Annotated in this window: 12 protein-coding genes; 4 read left to right on the top strand and 8 right to left on the bottom strand. The window is 43.9% G+C overall.

Translation table 11 applies throughout. The features are described from left to right. Nucleotides 1-28 precede the first annotated feature (28 nt). Nucleotides 29-1168: a non-hydrolyzing UDP-N-acetylglucosamine 2-epimerase gene (gene wecB, locus ABDB98_RS16940; protein WP_060964130.1), complete on the bottom strand. Its 1140-nt coding sequence runs from the start codon at nucleotides 1166-1168 to the stop codon at nucleotides 29-31. A gap of 229 nt (nucleotides 1169-1397) precedes the next feature. Here wecB and galU point away from each other — a divergent pair, with 229 nt between their 5' ends. Further along, nucleotides 1398-2282 carry a UTP--glucose-1-phosphate uridylyltransferase GalU gene (gene galU, locus ABDB98_RS16945; RefSeq protein ID WP_016937752.1) on the top strand — a complete coding sequence of 295 codons (885 nt, stop codon included), beginning with the start codon at nucleotides 1398-1400 and terminating at the stop codon, nucleotides 2280-2282. Nucleotides 2283-2321: 39 nt separating this feature from the next. On the opposite strand, the gene tagH is transcribed toward galU, so the two are convergent. From tagH to tagD, 5 genes are all read right to left on the bottom strand, one after another. Further along, entirely contained in the window at nucleotides 2322-3866 is a 1545-nt protein-coding gene (gene tagH / locus ABDB98_RS16950; RefSeq protein ID WP_438420760.1) for a teichoic acids export ABC transporter ATP-binding subunit TagH, read from the bottom strand. A gap of 20 nt (nucleotides 3867-3886) precedes the next feature. Further along, nucleotides 3887-4714 carry an ABC transporter permease gene (locus ABDB98_RS16955; RefSeq protein ID WP_016937750.1) on the bottom strand — a complete coding sequence of 276 codons (828 nt, stop codon included), beginning with the start codon at nucleotides 4712-4714 and terminating at the stop codon, nucleotides 3887-3889. A gap of 184 nt (nucleotides 4715-4898) precedes the next feature. Then, entirely contained in the window at nucleotides 4899-7073 is a 2175-nt protein-coding gene (locus tag ABDB98_RS16960; protein WP_438420761.1) for a CDP-glycerol glycerophosphotransferase family protein, read from the bottom strand. 49 nt (nucleotides 7074-7122) lie between these two features. Next, nucleotides 7123-8661, bottom strand: coding sequence for a glycosyltransferase family 2 protein (locus ABDB98_RS16965; RefSeq protein WP_438420762.1), 1539 nt, complete (start codon nucleotides 8659-8661; stop codon nucleotides 7123-7125). A gap of 136 nt (nucleotides 8662-8797) precedes the next feature. Beyond that, nucleotides 8798-9187, bottom strand: a complete 390-nt coding sequence (gene tagD / locus ABDB98_RS16970; RefSeq protein ID WP_016937747.1) for a glycerol-3-phosphate cytidylyltransferase — start codon at nucleotides 9185-9187, stop codon at nucleotides 8798-8800. A gap of 355 nt (nucleotides 9188-9542) precedes the next feature. Between tagD and ABDB98_RS16975 the strand changes: the two genes are divergently transcribed. Beyond that, entirely contained in the window at nucleotides 9543-10313 is a 771-nt protein-coding gene (locus ABDB98_RS16975; RefSeq protein ID WP_064108203.1) for a WecB/TagA/CpsF family glycosyltransferase, read from the top strand. Nucleotides 10314-10345: 32 nt separating this feature from the next. Further along, nucleotides 10346-11512, top strand: coding sequence for a CDP-glycerol glycerophosphotransferase family protein (locus tag ABDB98_RS16980; protein ID WP_438420763.1), 1167 nt, complete (start codon nucleotides 10346-10348; stop codon nucleotides 11510-11512). A 60-nt stretch (nucleotides 11513-11572) separates the two neighbouring features. On the opposite strand, the gene ABDB98_RS16985 is transcribed toward ABDB98_RS16980, so the two are convergent. Then, complete coding sequence (locus ABDB98_RS16985) at nucleotides 11573-14218, bottom strand: N-acetylglucosaminidase (protein ID WP_438420764.1); 2646 nt, start codon at nucleotides 14216-14218, stop codon at nucleotides 11573-11575. A 141-nt stretch (nucleotides 14219-14359) separates the two neighbouring features. After that, nucleotides 14360-15310, bottom strand: coding sequence for a mannose-6-phosphate isomerase, class I (gene manA / locus ABDB98_RS16990; protein WP_438420765.1), 951 nt, complete (start codon nucleotides 15308-15310; stop codon nucleotides 14360-14362). Between the two features lie 216 nt (nucleotides 15311-15526). Here manA and ABDB98_RS16995 point away from each other — a divergent pair, with 216 nt between their 5' ends. Continuing rightward, nucleotides 15527-16978 carry a spore germination protein gene (locus tag ABDB98_RS16995; protein WP_438420766.1) on the top strand — a complete coding sequence of 484 codons (1452 nt, stop codon included), beginning with the start codon at nucleotides 15527-15529 and terminating at the stop codon, nucleotides 16976-16978.

A 16978-nucleotide genomic window follows, 5' to 3' on the forward strand; every position in this document is an offset into this window, starting at 1 on the left:
AAAAACTCTGCATGCGATGCAGAGTTTTTTATTCTGTAAAAGGCTGCGGACGTTTTTTTCTATAGCCGTACCGATAAAGCAGCTCCTCCGCAATCCGTTTTGACGCAGATCCGTCACCATAGGGGTTGGACGCCTTTGACATCCGTTCATATTCGGCCTGATCGGTTAAAAGCCGTTTTGTCAGCTGATACACGGTTTCCTCATCTGTGCCCGCAAGCTTTAATGTTCCTGCTTTCACTCCCTCGGGGCGTTCAGTTGTATCCCGGAGCACCAAGACCGGCTTACCGAGGGAAGGCGCTTCCTCCTGCACTCCGCCTGAGTCGGTCATAATGAAATGGGCTTTCGCAGCGAAATTATGAAAATCCACAACCTCCAGCGGCTCTATTAAATGCACTCTGTCCGAATCAGCGAAATGGGCTTCTGCGGCCTCACGTACTGCGGGATTCAAATGGACGGGATAAACGACTTGTACGTCCTCAAACTCTTCAATGACTCTTCTGACAGCCTTAAACATCTGTTCCATCGGCCTTCCTAAGTTCTCACGTCTGTGCGCTGTCAGGAGGATCATCCTGCTTCCGTCCAGTTTCTCAAAAATCGGATGAAAATAATCTTCCCGCACTGTCGTTTGGAGTGCGTCTATCGCCGTATTTCCCGTGACAAATATAGAATCCGGCTTTTTATTTTCCGCAAGCAGATTCTGTTCAGCCTGGCTTGTCGGCGCAAAATTCACATCAGCGATCACGCCCGTCATCTGCCGGTTGATTTCCTCAGGGAAAGGAGAGTATTTATTTTGCGTACGCAGACCGGCCTCCACATGGCCGACGGCGATTTGATGATAAAAGGCGGCAAGGCTTCCCGCGAAAGTTGTCGTCGTATCTCCGTGGACCAAAACGATATCTGGTTTTACTTCTTGGAACAGCTTGTCCAGTTTCAGCAAGGCATGAGATGTAATTTCAGAAAGCGTCTGACGCTCTTTCATAATGTTCAAATCATAATCAGGCTTAATGCTGAATGCTTCAAGCACTTGATCCAGCATCTGTCTGTGCTGTGCGGTTACAGTCACCAGTGAATCAATTTCCGGATATTTTTCAAGCTCTAACACGAGCGGAGCCATTTTAATTGCTTCAGGTCTTGTACCGAATACGGTCATTACTTTTAGTTTTTTCAACGGTTTGTCTGCACCTCGTTTTATATGTCGGATATTCCCTTCATGTTAACATATTTATGCCGTTTCTTAGATATTGTAAAGCTTAACGGCAAACAAAGCAAAATCCTTTACAAGACTCTTTGAAAGCGGATTAAAAGGTGTGAATTTTAATCAATTGTGGTAAAGTGGAAAAAGACTAGGTTATAGTTCTGAAAAAAAGATTCAGCAGAAACAAGGATGGTGTTATTCAGTGAAGAAAGTACGCAAAGCCATTATTCCGGCAGCAGGTTTAGGCACACGTTTTTTGCCTGCCACAAAAGCAATGCCTAAAGAAATGCTCCCAATCGTTGATAAGCCGACAATTCAGTATATTATCGAAGAAGCTGTCGAATCCGGCATCGAAGACATTATTATCGTAACCGGAAAAGGAAAAAGAGCAATTGAAGACCATTTCGACAATGCGCCTGAACTGGAGCGCAATTTGGAAGAGAAGGGTAAAATCGAACTGCTGCAAAAAGTGAAAAAATCATCAAACATTGCGGATATCCACTATATCCGCCAAAAAGAGCCAAAAGGACTCGGTCATGCCGTTTGGTGCGCACGCAACTTCATCGGCGATGAACCTTTTGCCGTTCTTCTCGGCGATGATATTGTCCAGGCCGAAAAACCGGGACTTCGCCAGCTGATGGACGAATATGAAAAAACATTGTCTTCCATTATCGGGGTTCAGCAAGTTCCTGAAAGTGATACACACCGATACGGAATAATTGACCCGTTAACAAATGAAGGACGCCGTTACCAAGTCAGAAATTTCGTAGAAAAGCCTGAAGCGGGCACAGCTCCTTCCAACTTGGCGATTTTAGGAAGATACGTTTTCACTCCTGAAATTTTCATGTATTTGGAACAGCAGGAAGTCGGTGCAGGAGGAGAAATTCAACTAACGGACGCCATTCAAAAGCTCAATGACATTCAGCGTGTCTTCGCTTATGATTTCGAAGGAAAACGTTACGACGTCGGAGAAAAACTGGGGTTCATCGAAACGACGCTTGAATTTGCCTTACAGGACAAAGATATCCGCCATAAATTAATTCCGTTTATGAAGGATCTTCTTGAAAAAGAAGAAGCTGACGAATAGAAAAAGCTGCCGAGTCCGGCAGCTTTTTTTATGTGATCTTTACTTTTTAGATGTTACGGTCAGTGTTTGATCAGCGTTGTTCACAGAGAAAGTATATTTCTGGTTTTTGAGCATGAACAAGTTCTGATTGATTTTGCTGCCGCCTTTTTTACTTAAAGCTGAGATGTCTGCGGGACGCGATAAATGAAATATCACTTCGGAGACTGTATCATTGTCAATCACAAAATCCGTTTTCGCATCGGATACTTTTAATACTTTCCGTCCGTCATCCGTTTGCCCGTCAGCTGGATTTTTCAATTTACTCCGCACGTCGTCAAGGCTCTTATTGATATATGAGAGAAACTCTTCTGTCGTTTCGCCTGATAAACTGCTGCTTAAATCGCTGAGCTGAACATCCGTCGTTTTTAAAGCGTTCACTTTATGCAAATCAGTCTTTTTCATAAAGTACTCTTTATCGTTTAATCTCACTTTGGCCGCTTGGTTATTCTCGGCTTCTACCTGCACCTTCGTACCGAAACTTACACTTGCCGAGATTTTCCCTTTTATATCTTTTCCGGCGTAAAGATCCGCTTTTTCAGCTTTTACCAAAGCAGGTTTATTCACAGACTCATAAAGGCCGGCATCGCTCTGTTTGACGTCGCCGAAAGATGCGATCGCACGCAGAGGCTTGTCTGAAAACATCGAAGCAGCCGCTCCTGCAGCCAGCAATGCAAGCAGCGTAATCTGAATCGTATTGGCAATGAATTTGGGCTTCGCTTTCTTTTGCTGCGCCTGAGTGATTTGCTGTTCCTCGGCAGCCCGCGTTCTGCCTTCAATCTGCTCATTTTGATATTTCTTTTTTTCTTTCTTTGAAAGCTTGTTGAACCAATCCACAAAAGCTTTATATTCTTTCACAACCGCTTTTGTTTCATCAAACATACGCATTTCGCCGTAATGCATCCAAGCCACCCGATCACACATTTTCTCAATCTGTCCGATGGAATGACTGACGAAAAAGATCGTTTTGCCGCGTTCTTTAAATTCCGTAATGCGGTCCACACATTTTTGATAAAAAGTCTGGTCCCCTACTGAGAGCGCCTCATCGATAATAAGGATGTCAGGGTCCATATGCGCCGATATGGCAAAACCGAGACGGGATTTCATACCGCTTGAATAGCTTTTAACAGGCTGATCTATAAAGTCGCCAATATCCGCGAATTCAACGATTTTTTCATAAAGCTCGTCTATCTGCCGATTGCTGAGACCCATCATCAAGCATTTCAAACGAATGTTGTCCTTACCGCTTAATTGATTGTTTAATCCGGCAGAAATGGCGATTAAAGACGGCTGCCCGTTCATATCAATCTCACCGCTTGTCGGCGGAATGATTTTTGCAAGCAGATTAGACATCGTTGATTTTCCCGAACCGTTGATTCCTACGAATCCGATCGTTTCTCCTTCATAGACGTCAAAAGAAACATTTCGGACAGCGAAAAAACCTTTTTGATTTCTGTTTGGGAAAAACAGCCCTTTAATTTTGTCAGACTGTTTTTTATATAGAAAATACTGTTTTGAAACATTTCTGAACGAAACTTTTAGTTTCATCGTATAATCTCCTTACTATATTAAAGAAAGTCAACAAACTTATCTCTGAATTTCATATGAAGAAGTGAACCGACTGTTAACAACAGCAGTGTGACGAACCAGAAATACAGCGTATATTTCATATCGTGGAAAAACCACTGCCCTTCCATAAAGCTGTCTCTAAAGCCCTCGATAATATAGAAAAGAGGGTTTAACTTCAAGATGGTCAAAACTTCAGGTCTGTTTCCAAATTTCTCGGCAATGTCCCAGAAAATCGGCAGAAGAAAAAAGAGAAGCCTTGTGACGGCCTGAAGCAAAAACTGATAGTCCCTGATTAATACGCTGATGGTCGAATTAAACAGGCCGAAAGCAAACATAAAACTGATCATGCAAAACAAGTAATAAATATATTGCAGCCAGTGAAGCGTCGGAAACAGCCCGTTGCTCAGCAGCACAATAATATAAATCGCCATCATCACAAAGTAACTGAATAAATTCGATGCTATCACTACAGAAGGCAGTGAACTGATCGGAAAGTTCATTTTCGATACTAAATTTATCCGTTTAAAAACGCTGTTAGATGCATCCAATATCGTCGGACTGATAAAGAACCAAGGAATTAAGCCGGCCAGCATCCAGACGATGAACGGTACGCTGTCTCCATTTCCAAGCACCATATCATGTCCGCCGCGAATCCCGAGACCAAATACGAACCAATAAGCCAGCATTTGAATCATAGGGTTGAGAAACTGCCACAATATACCCAAATAGTTCACTTGATACTTTGATTTCGTTTCGTACACTGCAAGCCGCATAATCAGCGGAAAAGAGTTGAATTGCTCTTTCAGAATTTTTACCAATGCATTCATTCTAATCTTCCTTAGTCGTAAGTTTTGGTAATAGCTTTGACTTACAAAAGCACCGCTCATAATTGTAACAGATTACGATGTATTTTTCACTTCATAACAAGCCTGCGGCCGGTGAGCGCAACATGCCGTCTTTTAAGCAAAAAAGCATAATTAACGTGGTTAAATTATGCTTTTTTGCACTTATTTACTTGTCCCCGAAAATCACTTTTACGGCTTTTTCAGACGATTCCCCGGTCTCTAAATAACAGAACTTCTCATAAAAAGGCCCGAACGAATCCGGAAGCTTATAATTGTCTGATTCCGTTTCATTCACCCACTTGATAACGTCACCCGTTTCTTTGACCAGCGGGCCGGGCGCTTCTTTTTCAAAGTCAAAGTAAAACCCTCTGAGTTTATCCCGATACGTTTCGATATCAGGCACATAAAACAGCATCGGTCTTTTCAGATTTGCATAGTCAAAAAAGACAGATGAATAGTCCGTTATAAGTAAATCAGAGACCATATACAGCTCACGGATATCTTCGTAGCTGGAGAAATCATACGCAAATCCTTCATACGGTCCGAGATCAAAGTTTTCCGCAACCAGATAATGCATCCGTAAAATAATGACGTAACGGTCGCCGATCGCTTCTCTCAATTGGTGAAGGTCTAAATCAAGGTCAAACTTGTATTTTCCCTTCTTATAAAATTGGTCATCCCGCCATGTCGGTGCGTAGATGATCACTTTTTTATCTTGCGGAAGGTTCATTCTTTCTTTCAGCGCTCTGATGACAGAAGGGCTGTTATCCGTCTGAAGGAAGTCATTCCGCGGATATCCAGATTCAATCATGGTTTTATTAAACTGAAACGCCCGAGCGAAAATTTCTGTTGAATATGCGTTCGGTGAAATCAGATAATCCCATTTTGAAGCCTCTGTCGTAAAATTGCGCTTATATTTTTCAGTGTTTGTTCCCGGCATATGCACTTCATCCATATCAACGGCAAGACGCTTTAAAGGCGTTCCATGCCATGTCTGGACATATGTCGTATGCTCGGGTTTCGGGATCCACAGCGGCATACGGCTGTTGACAATCCAGTACTCGGCTCTTGCCATGGCAAACAGCCATTTAAACGTAAAACGTTCGATATAAGGAATTCCTTTATCTTTAAATGTCTGTGTATAAGCGGGATTTACACTCCAGCACAGACGGTATTCAGGCATTTCTTTGCTCATGTATTCGTAAATTGCCCGCGGATTGCAGCTGTACTGTTTTCCGGCAAAGCTTTCAAACATGACAAATTTCTGTTTGACGGGCATTTTCCCTGCAAGCCTGAATCCTGCTTTATAAGTGTTTTGTATTCTTTTCTCAATAAACTTTTTCAGCTTATTCTTTCTTTTGCGTACAAAGGATGCTCCCCGTTTCAGCTTTCCTTTCACAAAATACTCGACGCGGGTGCTGAAACTGTAATCATTCATTCTCAGATGGAGATTTTTTGTTTTCTTTTTCGTGAAAACATGAAATCTGGCAGGTCCTTTTTCCGTTTTCAGAATCGTGAATTGGTTAGGGTTTACTTGTTCAGATTTCAGTGCCTTTAACGGCTTGCTGTTGGTGATAACCTCTTCACCCGTCCCGGCATCTTCAAAAATGAATTGAATATGGAATTGAAAGATAAGCTGCTGATTCAATTCTTTATAAATGGCATTCAAATCAATTTTTGTATCAAAGCCTATCGTGTCAAGTGCCGTTGTATCCTGAACATATTCATCAAGGTCGTGTCTCGGCACGTCATGAAGCGGATACTTCAGAATGAGAGGCTCCTCATCTTTACCTTTTTTCATTTTCAGAATCAGGTTTTTTTCTTTTATCTTTAAGGTTTCTGCTGCATTCAGCCGGAATGCAAAACCTTTCAGATGTAAGCTGCCGTCAGATTCAAGCTCCATTTCATCAATTCGCGTGACGAACTTTCTCTGCAGCAGCTTTAAGGAGAAATTCCCTTTCTTGGTCGTATAAGGGAAAAAGAACATATGATGAGCCTCATCTTTATAAGAAGACAGTTCAATAGGTTCAAGGCTGGATTTTAACCGTTTTTTATTGATATCACTGTCATCATTGATAAAGGAGACATAGAAATCAAGACATCCTTTGCCGTCCGTATGTTCAGAAAGCAGCTCCGTGCCCATAACAGCATGGTACTCCCCGCTTTCTCCGGGCAACCGTTTCAGAGGGACGGAAAGTTCCGCTTTTGTCTTACGATTTATAATCTGAAGAGAAGGCTCTTCCTCTAAAGCGGCATTTTCACAGGATATCGTAATACTGAATGTATCTTCCTTTATATTAAGATGTTTTAACTTGTATCTGACAGGATTTTCTATACCCATAAAATAAGTCTACTCCTCTGTTTCAATTAAACATATCCAATCACAATCATCATTTTGATACTTTCAGCGATAGGTTCTCCTTCACTGTCCGGTAGAATTGATAGTGCAGTCCGTTCGCTTCTGCAGTTACCTTTTCATCGTCTTCTCTGTTTAACATGACCCGTTCATAATCGTTATAAATGACATACATAATATAACCGCCAAGTCCGACTTTTTCAATGTCACGTAACGGGAGTTCAAGGACGTACCGCCCGTCTCCCAGTGACTGTACCGGAAACTGGTGGTATTCTTTCATTTTTTCTCTGTGCTGAAACTGAATATATTGGGCATTATTTCTGTCCTGTCCGAACAAGCGGAACGTAATGGTGAATTTATCATCGGCGAACACCGCGCTTTCCGTTTCCCCGTGCATGCGCAGTTCGACCAGTTTATTTTCTTCATCCGTCAGCGGGCTTTCTAAATAAGCCAGTCCGTCCCGGATCACGATGTTTTTATTGGGCTCTTTTTTAGACCATCGGAACAGCTTTTCGACTTCATCATACCGTTTTTGAATCAGCAGGCGGTAGGCTGTTTTATGGATCGGATGAAAAAACGTCTCGGAAATATCGTACTTCGTCTTCTTTAATACATTCAGAATTTCATTGAATTTATTGTAGTAAGCTTCTTTATTTTCGCTTTTCAGGAAGTGCATCCGATCGAAAAGCCGCGTAATGGAATCGAATTCAATCAGACGGTTCATCGCCATCTTTTCTTTCTCAGTATCTAATTTTTTGTTCAGAATATACTTCATTACGGCTATGTTCGTATCGGTTTTTTCCATAATATTCGTCTTTTTTGTCAGCGACTCATTATTGTCCATTCTGTTCAAATAATAAACCGGTTCTGTTGACGTTGAAATATCTCCGCACGACAAAAGAACATCCATAAAAAATTGCTTATCTTCAGCAAATTTCATTTCCGGATATCTGATATCATTATCTTTTAGAAATTGTAAGCTCATCATTCTTGCCCGCGGGCCGAGATGATAGAAAATATGCCGGATTGAAAAAGGCGATACTTTCGCTCTGTTCAGTGAGGACTCATGTTTCCCGATTGTTTTTTGCCCGTTCACCTGCATTTCGATCGTTTTTCCGACCGCATAATTCACATGATCTCTTTCAAGCATGTCGAATAAAATTTTAACTCCGTTCGGCGCAAACCAATCATCCGCATCTAAAAAGGTAATGTACTTTGCATTTGCAAGCTCAATTCCCAAGTTTCTCGGATAAGCGGGGGTTCCCGTATTGTCTTTCAGAAATACGACCGTAATATTCTCATACAGCTCGGCGTATTCAGTCAGAATGTTTCTGGAATCATCAGTTGAACAATCATCGACCAGAATTAAAGAAATATGCTGAAAGCCGATATTTTGAAGGATTACTGAATCAACTGTTTTCCGCACATATTCTTCTGCATTATAAACGGGAACGACTACCGCTACCTTCTTTTCATCCGCCAATGCTTCTTTGTTTAAAATGGTATATTCACGTTCTTCTATGGACGGCTTGGACTCTTTTTTATTCAATTTAAAAAAGTTACTAAGATTCATTTTAAATTCTCCTCTTATTGTCTAGCTTTTTTAAAAAAGCGCATAACAAATATAGCGAAAATAACCTTATATTACAAGAAGTACTCCCTATCCGGAGGGAGTACTTCTTTATCATCTGCATATCCGAATGTTTCAATTACACCCCGGCAATTTCTTTTTTAATCTGAGTAGTGGAAATGCCTTCGGTTCTAGGGAGATAGATGACTTCGCATTGATCTTTAAGGAAGTCGAACTTGCCTTCCCAATCGTCTCCCATTACGAACACGTCGATGTTGTGCTCCGCTACGTCCCGGACTTTTTGATCCCAGCTGTTTTCCGGAATAACTTCGTCGACATAACGGATTGTTTCAAGAATTAACTTTCTGTGTTCATAGCTGTGGTAGGCCTTTTTTTGTTTTTGAAGGTTGAACTCGTCTGTTGAGATGGCAACGACAAGATAATCTCCAAGCTGCTTCGCGCGCTCGAGCAGTTTAATATGACCCCAATGCAGTAAATCAAACGTTCCGTAAGTAATGACCTTCTTCATGAAACAAAAGCTCCTTTCTATCATCATACGTATAACAAGCAACTGCCCTGAAATGCTGTGCAGCTGTATCCTTAATCACTAAAGTGCCAATTTCGTACTCATGGAACCTCATTATATCACATAGCCCTGAAAAGGTTAAGCTAATGTAAAACGAAGTTGAATTCCACTTATTGACAAATGTTATTACAATAGGAGTTTAGCAGGGTTTTTGCGCGTATGATTAAAGAAATTGTTATCTTATTTATATTTTTGTAAAACTATTGTTAAGTTTATCTGAAGGTATTATGTTAAAATAAAGCTTAGCTTAAGTCACGAAAAAGTGAAAGAAAATCCCGTACAAAAAGGAGGACGGCAGATGCAGACTGAAATGGTGCACAACCTTTCTTATGTTAATGGAAATTTACAGGAGTTTATTTCATATTTAGACACTTATTATATCGCACAAAAGCAAGGAGCCGTCATTGCGACGGTCAATCCAGAGATCGGATACGCTGCGGCGAAAGACAAAGGTTATCATCAAGTCATTTCTTCCGCGGATTTCGTCCTGCCGGATGGTATCGGCGTCGTGTTAATGTCACGTTTGACGCAGCACCCGCTGAAATCAAGAATTGCGGGATTCGATGTGTTTCTGTCGCTGCTCGGTCTCGCAAACCGGCAGTCTAAAAAAATATTTTTATACGGAGCTAAGCAAGACGTGCTTGACGCCGTTTTGAATCGGATCAGTAAAGAGTATCCGAATATCGAGGTTGTAGGAGCCAGCAACGGCTATGAAGCCGATAAACGCTTCGTCGCCAAACAGATTTCCCGGGCGAAACCCGATCTCGTGTTTGTCGCCTTAGGATATCCGCATCAGGAGCAATTTATTTATGAATACAAACATCTTTTCCCTCAGGCTGTTTCAATCGGTTTGGGCGGAAGCTTTGATGTGTTCAGCGGAACGGTAAAACGCGCCCCTGAATGGATGATCAAAACAAATCTGGAATGGCTGTACAGACTGGTGACGAATCCGTGGAGATGGAAAAGGATGCTGAACATTCCGAAGTATGCTTTTACCGTTTTGAGAAACAATAAATCAAATAAGAGCCTGTACTCCAAGCAGGCTGAAGATCAAACGAAACAGCTTTAAACAAATAAAACAGCAAAAGAGATTGGTAATCTATGAACTTGCGATCTTTATTCGCCGCTTTCTATTCTATATATCTGTCGGTTCTCGGCGTTTTGTTCAAGCCTGTAAAGCCAAAGAATCATCTGACCCTGCTGGTATCTTTTGAAGAAAATGCGCAGGCTCTCATCCATTCTTACAAGGTGCACGCTGAATCGCTTTCTTATGAAGTGACGGTTCTGTATACGAGACATGCCGTCAGTCTGAAAAAAGAGCTGGAAGGTCTCGGCTCTTTTTATCTGGACGAAAAAAACCCTCTGCATCTTGTGAAGGCCGTTTTCATCCTTTTTAAGAGCAGAGTGGTCATAACGGATAACTATTTTCTCCTGACAAGCGTCTTAAACCGCCGGCCGCAAACGACATGCATTCAAGTATGGCATGCGAACGGCTCTTTGAAAAAGTTCGGCCTTGAGGACGTGACGAACCAAAGCCGGCCGGCATCAGATATCAGCCGCTTTAAAAAAGTGTACCGTTCGTTTGATTTTGTCACCGTCGGTTCAGATGAGATGGCTGACGTTTTTAAAAAGTCGTTCGGTATACGGGATGCCCAGCTGTTAAAAACGGGAGTTCCCCTGACTGACGTCTATTATGAAGAAAACAAGCCGGAACCGGAGCGCAAATGGCCGAAAAAAATCATTCTGTACGCACCGACATTCAGGGATTATGATATGCAATCCTTTCGGCTCCCATTCACCGAGGAGCAGCTCATAAACGAATTAAACGGAGAGTATATGCTGCTTGTAAAGCTTCATCCTGCCGTTTTGCATCATATTTCAGCTTCGTTTGAAAGCGAATCGATCAAGAACGTGTCTGACATGCGTCTTCATGATCTCTTGAAAGCGGCTGATATTTTAATTACGGACTACTCTTCCGTGCCCTTTGAATTCGCGCTCTTAAATAAACCGATTTTCTTTTTCACCTATGATCTGGAGGAATATAATCGAAAACGCGGTTTAATCGACAATTATGCTTCGGTCATTCCCGGAAAGGCTTGTCATGACAGCAAAGCCCTTCTCGAGGAAATGACGAAAAAGCCATTTCATGCAGAAGAAATGAAAAGGTTCTCGGACAAATGGAATATGTATTCAAATGGGAATTCGAGTGAAGCGTTATTGAAATTTGCGGAAACAAAAATGAAAAATTGTGCTGAAGCACCTGCCTGAATCCGAGGCGGGTGTTTTTTTGCATGAAGAAAGGCTGAAGCAACAGCTTCAGCCTTTTTTTTATACTTTCATATACACAGGAACATCATAGTAAAGCGTGTAGTTGTCCAGCAGTGAGTATAAGCTGTACATGCGGTTTACCTGCTTATACGCCCAGCCGATGTCTGTGGCATACTGATGGGACGCGGCTGGAGACCATCTCATTTTATACAGGGTATCCTGTTCGTATGCGGAGTTGTGAATATATGACGCACCGATAAATTGGGCTCCGCCGATAATCGCGGCTTCCGGAGTAAACCAGCCTTGATTGTATGCGTATTGTGCGCCGTAATAATTCGGGTTGCTGTCATAAGCCCCGATGCCGTACATGTTATACACCTTTTTTCCATTATACGTAATGCCGTTTGCAAGCTCTGACGTGCCATTGCCCGTTTCAAGCAAAGCATGCGAAATCAAATACACTTCATTGATGCTGTATTTTCCGGCGGCTGAAATAAAGGCCTGGCCTTTGCCTGTCAGAATTCCTTTATTGACCAGCACTTTTTGATTCAATTCAGATGCGTTCAATCCCGCTGTCTGAGAGAGCTTCAGAAATTGAAAATAATACTTGCTGTCTTGTGCGAAGTGATCGGGATTGACGTATTGCTCGACTTCATCACTGCTGGCGTTTCTCCAGCCCATGCTGAGTTTGGCCCAGCCGTTTGTCTGGCCGGTGATGCTGACTTTATCGCCTTTTTTCAATTGCCCGATAATATTGCCTGAGCTGACTTCCGGAGTTGATCGGACGTTCAGGACGTCGGCTGTGACCGTCCCGGAAGCCGTATTGATGTAAGTAAGCGACGCGTAAGCCGAGGCATCAGTCTGCGGGCTGACTGTCATTTGTTTTTTGACCATATCTGCAAGCGAGATGTTGTAATTGGTATTCATAATTTGCGGTCCGTTTTTTATTTTCAAAATAGTCATCGTCCATCCGTACAGCTTTTTCAGCTTTTGGGAGGCGGCGTCCGCAGACTGCGCGCCCGTGAATTGATCGCGGAGATGGAGCTCATAAACCGGATGGCTTTCACTCGTATAGCCGGCCTGCAATTGTTTGGCGCTGAAATAGCTCATGCTTTTATTTAAAACGGTTTTACCGGTGAACTTTTCGGTTTTGATGACGTACTGTGAATAGGCGGTTTTCCCCGTCTCCTTTACAGTGCCGGCCGCTTTGTTTTGTTTGAAAAAGGCAGTCACGCGGTCAATGTCTTCCTTCTTAAGCAGCGGGGCCGTTTCAATCCTGAATTGTGTATACGCTGTTGCACCTGTTTTCTGTGAAGAGGCGGATACTTTTCTCCCTTTGAAGAAATCCAGCGAACGATTGATCTTTGCCGTATCAAGCAGTGATTCAGTTGCGACTTGGTATGTTGTTCCCGTTTGCTTGGCTGCTGTTTTGGAAACGGCACTCAGTTTATATCCGGCCAGAAGGTTCAATCCTTTTTTGATCTTCGATTGGTCTGCCGTCTGCTGAGAAAGCAGCTGATATTGGTTTTCTGCTGTTTTCCCTGCCGCGGTTCTTGCCGTCTTTACATGCTGCTGGCGGAAAAACGCCTCCGCTTGATCTGCCTGTGCGGCGGTAAGCTGTCCTGCTGTAATCCGGTAAACGGACGCTGACGCTGTCTTTTTGACAGGCGTTGTGTCGCAATGCCATTTTTTCTTTTTAAAGAAGGATTGAACGCTTTGCAGCTGCTGAGCCGTCAGTCCGCTCATCGCGACTGTATAATTATTTTTCGTGCCGGCTTTTTGATAGCTGCCGCTGACGCCTGTATTCTTCTTGATTTGGCTGACGGCATTTTGCACGGCGCTTACTCCGTTAAAATATCCTGACCGCACGTTGTACACGGCAGCTGTTTTGCTTTGGGCATACGTTTGAACATTCCCTTTGATGCCCGTTTTCTGCTGCAGCTGTTTCGCTAAGCCTGCCGCTTTATTAGCATCCGGAATGCCGGAAGCTGTCACGGTGATATTCGGGCTTCCTTTTGTTATCACCTTCAGCGACGATTGTAATCCTGTTTCCTTTTGAAAATCAGTTTGGATTTGAGCAGCTTTTTGATCGCCGGTAATTGTTCCTGATTGGATCTGAAACTGGGCTGTTTCCCGCTTGATCGGGCGGTATGATGCCTTCACGCCCGTCTGCTTCGTCAAATCTTGAGTGAGCGTTTTCGCGTCTGCTTCGGCTGCGATCTCAGAGGTCACGACCTGCATGTACGGCTGCTTCGTTCCCGACTCCTTGACGGCGCCGGTCACACCCGTTTCTTTCGTCAATTTGGCAAGAAGGTTTTTCGTCTGCTGCCCGTCTGATAGAGCTCCTGATGTGACGGTCACGTACGGCTGTTTGCTTCCGCTTGCGCTGTAAGTGCCGGCCACACCCGTCTGCTTCGTAAAATCTTTCAGCACGGCTTTCGCGTCCGTTTCATCGTGTAAGCCTGAAACGGAGATTTGATAAGCAAGCGGCGCATTACCGACTTTCTTTGCGTCAGCCTGCCACCCCGTATCCTTTTTCAATTTCGCTGCCGCTTGAAGCGCCTCATTCTCAGAAGCGAATTGCTGCTTCGTTTCCAGCTCATAAACGGAATAGTCGCTGTATGCAGCCTGGGCGTGCTGTGTAACGGTGCTAAAGACAAGGAAAACGGCGGACAATAACATAGGTGCAACGAATCTCTTTTTCATTCCTTCTCCTCTTTCTGATTCAATTGGTTTCTATCAAACTAGTTTATTTATCGGCCGGGTTCTTCATTTTTACAGAGAGAAATCATCCAATTATCCAAATAAAAAAACTTAATCCCATCGCTGGGATTAAGTTTCGGTGATTTATATATGAGAGACGATGATTGTGCATTCTCCGGTTATCGTAAAGTCAGGCATCTGATCCGGCAATATGAAATGCGCGCCTTTTTCAAGTGTTGCGGTCTTGCCTTCACAAGTGATGGAGCCGCTTCCTTCTATGACGCTGCACAGCATAAACGGAGCATCCTGGGTCATTTCCGCCGTCCCGCTGATATCCCATTTGTAAACAGAAAAATATTCTCCCTGCACAAAGGTTTTGATGGTGATGCCTTTTCTCGTTTCAGTTGATTCATCTAAAAATCCGTCCACATGAGGAACGGTGGCGGCGTTGACGGCATCGCGGATATGCAGCTCACGCGCCTCGCCGTTTTGATCTGTGCGCCCGTAATCATATATCCGGTAAGCAGCGTCTGAATTCTGCTGTATTTCCAGCACGAGCGCCCCGGCGCAAATGGCATGGATGGTTCCGCTCGGCACATAATAAAAATCGCCGGGTTTGATCTTCACGCGGCGCAGCAGGCCTTCCCAATCACCGCTGTTAATCATGGTGACAAGCTCTGCTTTCGAACGGGCCGTATGACCGTATATTATCTCCGCATTTTCTTTACAGTCGATCATGTACCAGCACTCAGACTTCCCCGTTTCGCCCAGTCCATGCTCCTCGGCATCATAATCGTCAGGGTGGACTTTGACGGACAGGTGATGTTTGACGTCCAGTATTTTCGTCAGCAGCGGAAAGCGGTCCCCTTCCGTTCCGCCGAATAATTCTCTATGCTGATTCCACAGTTCGATCAGGGTTTTCCCTTGATACGGACCGCTTTTGACCGTGCTCATCCCATGCGGGTGGGCTGATATCGCCCAGCATTCACCGGTTGTTTCTGAAGGTATACTGTATCCGAATCGTTCGCGTAATAACGTGCCGCCCCATATTTTTTCTTTACATACAGGCTGTAAAAAAATCGGCTCTTGCGTCATGTTCGTTCCCCTCCCATTAAAAAGCGGCTCATATCCCATTCCCCCTGTACCTATTTTAAAACACGGAGAGAGCCGCAGTTAAAAACAATATGTATAAATGGCTGACCTGCTCATTATACCATTCGGATGGGGCGGAATGCTCAGTCATTTCCTATTCCAGAATAAAATCCCTTGTTTGTCGCAAATTAAAATAACTGATGAAAGGGGGGAAACATTGTGACGATAAATGCTGAACTCGGACAAAACCTTCAAGCGCTGAAAAAACGGTTCGGCCAAAGCGATGACATGATGTTTTATTCATTTACGTACGGAAACGGCAAATGTGACGCCTGTCTAGTGTATATAGACGGACTGACTGAAAATCAATTGCTTGCAGAATATATTATTTCGCCCGTGCAGGCGGCCGCCCGGCATCAAGAGGAACCGGCTGAAACAACGCCGGCATCCATTTCTTTCGGATATCACCACACCCGGCTTTCTTCACTTAAGGATGTTGAGGCAGACATTCTTTCCGGCAAATCGGTTTTGCTGGCGGAGGGATGGAAGGAGGCCCTTTCCTTTGATACGGAAACATTTAAAATGCGGGATGTCGAAGAACCGGCATCAGAAGTACTTGAACGGGGGCCGAGGATAGGCTTTGTAGAAAAGCTTCGGACGAACACGGCGCTTTTGCGTGAGCAGTCCGGTGATCCCAACCTCCAGATCAAGGAACTGACTCTCGGCGAACGGACAAAAAAACGGATCGCCGTTGCCTACATTCGGGATATCGCGCCTGATGATGTCGTAAAAGAAGTGATGAAAAGACTGGAGTCCATCACCATTGATGATATTCCGGAATCAGGATCGATCGAACAGCTCATTGAAGATAACACGTATTCCATTTTCCCGACCATTTTGACGACTGAACGGCCTGACCGGGTTATGGGCGCTCTTTTGGAGGGAAGGGTCTCCGTTCTTGTAGACGGAACGCCATTTACCCTTTTGATGCCCGCTACCATTGATGAATTTATCCACTCCCCTGACGATTATAATCAGCGGTGGGTTCCGGTTACCTTTCTCAGGCTGCTTCGGTATTCGTGCATTTTAATCACGATTTATTTACCCGGCCTTTACATCGCGCTCGTTACGTTTCATACCGGGCTTTTGCCGACGAGAATGGCGGTGACGATTGCCGGGAGCAGGTTGAATGTTCCGTTTCCCCCTTTTGTTGAAGCGTTTATTATGATTTTTACGATTGAAATGATCAGAGAAGCCGGGCTCAGACTGCCGAAGCCGATCGGCCAGACGATCGGCCTGATCGGGGGAGTCGTGATCGGCCAGGCCGCCGTACAGGCGAATATCGTCAGCGCGATGATGGTGATTGTCGTATCCGTTACGGCATTGGCCTCTTTTACGACGCCCTCCTATGTGTTCAATTTCCCGCTGAGGCTCATCCGCATTTTTTCGATGATTTTATCGGCTATTTTAGGTTTATACGGACTGATCATGTGTTATCTGCTCGTCGTCGGCCATCTGATGCGCCTGAAAAGCTTCGGCCAGGATTATATTATTCCGATCATGGCGCAGCCGGGCCAGGACTTAAAGGATACGATTGTCAGGCTGCCGACACCGCTTTTGAAAAAACGGCCGACACGAAAAGAGACAAAAGATAAAATCAGACAAAGGTGA

The sequence above is a fragment of the Bacillus siamensis genome (assembly GCF_051628075.1).
GTDB classification, from domain to species: Bacteria; Bacillota; Bacilli; order Bacillales; family Bacillaceae; genus Bacillus; species Bacillus siamensis.

Coding starts and splice junctions, on each gene's coding strand:
- tagD (WP_016937747.1), bottom strand. CDS start 9,187: ATGAAGAAGGTCATTACTTACGGAACGTTTGATTTACTGCATTGGGGT.
- tagH (WP_438420760.1), bottom strand. CDS start 3,866: ATGAAACTAAAAGTTTCGTTCAGAAATGTTTCAAAACAGTATTTTCTA.
- ABDB98_RS16965 (WP_438420762.1), bottom strand. CDS start 8,661: ATGAATCTTAGTAACTTTTTTAAATTGAATAAAAAAGAGTCCAAGCCG.
- ABDB98_RS16960 (WP_438420761.1), bottom strand. CDS start 7,073: ATGGGTATAGAAAATCCTGTCAGATACAAGTTAAAACATCTTAATATA.
- ABDB98_RS16985 (WP_438420764.1), bottom strand. CDS start 14,218: ATGAAAAAGAGATTCGTTGCACCTATGTTATTGTCCGCCGTTTTCCTT.
- manA (WP_438420765.1), bottom strand. CDS start 15,310: ATGACGCAAGAGCCGATTTTTTTACAGCCTGTATGTAAAGAAAAAATA.
- ABDB98_RS16955 (WP_016937750.1), bottom strand. CDS start 4,714: ATGAATGCATTGGTAAAAATTCTGAAAGAGCAATTCAACTCTTTTCCG.
- ABDB98_RS16975 (WP_064108203.1), top strand. CDS start 9,543: ATGCAGACTGAAATGGTGCACAACCTTTCTTATGTTAATGGAAATTTA.
- ABDB98_RS16980 (WP_438420763.1), top strand. CDS start 10,346: ATGAACTTGCGATCTTTATTCGCCGCTTTCTATTCTATATATCTGTCG.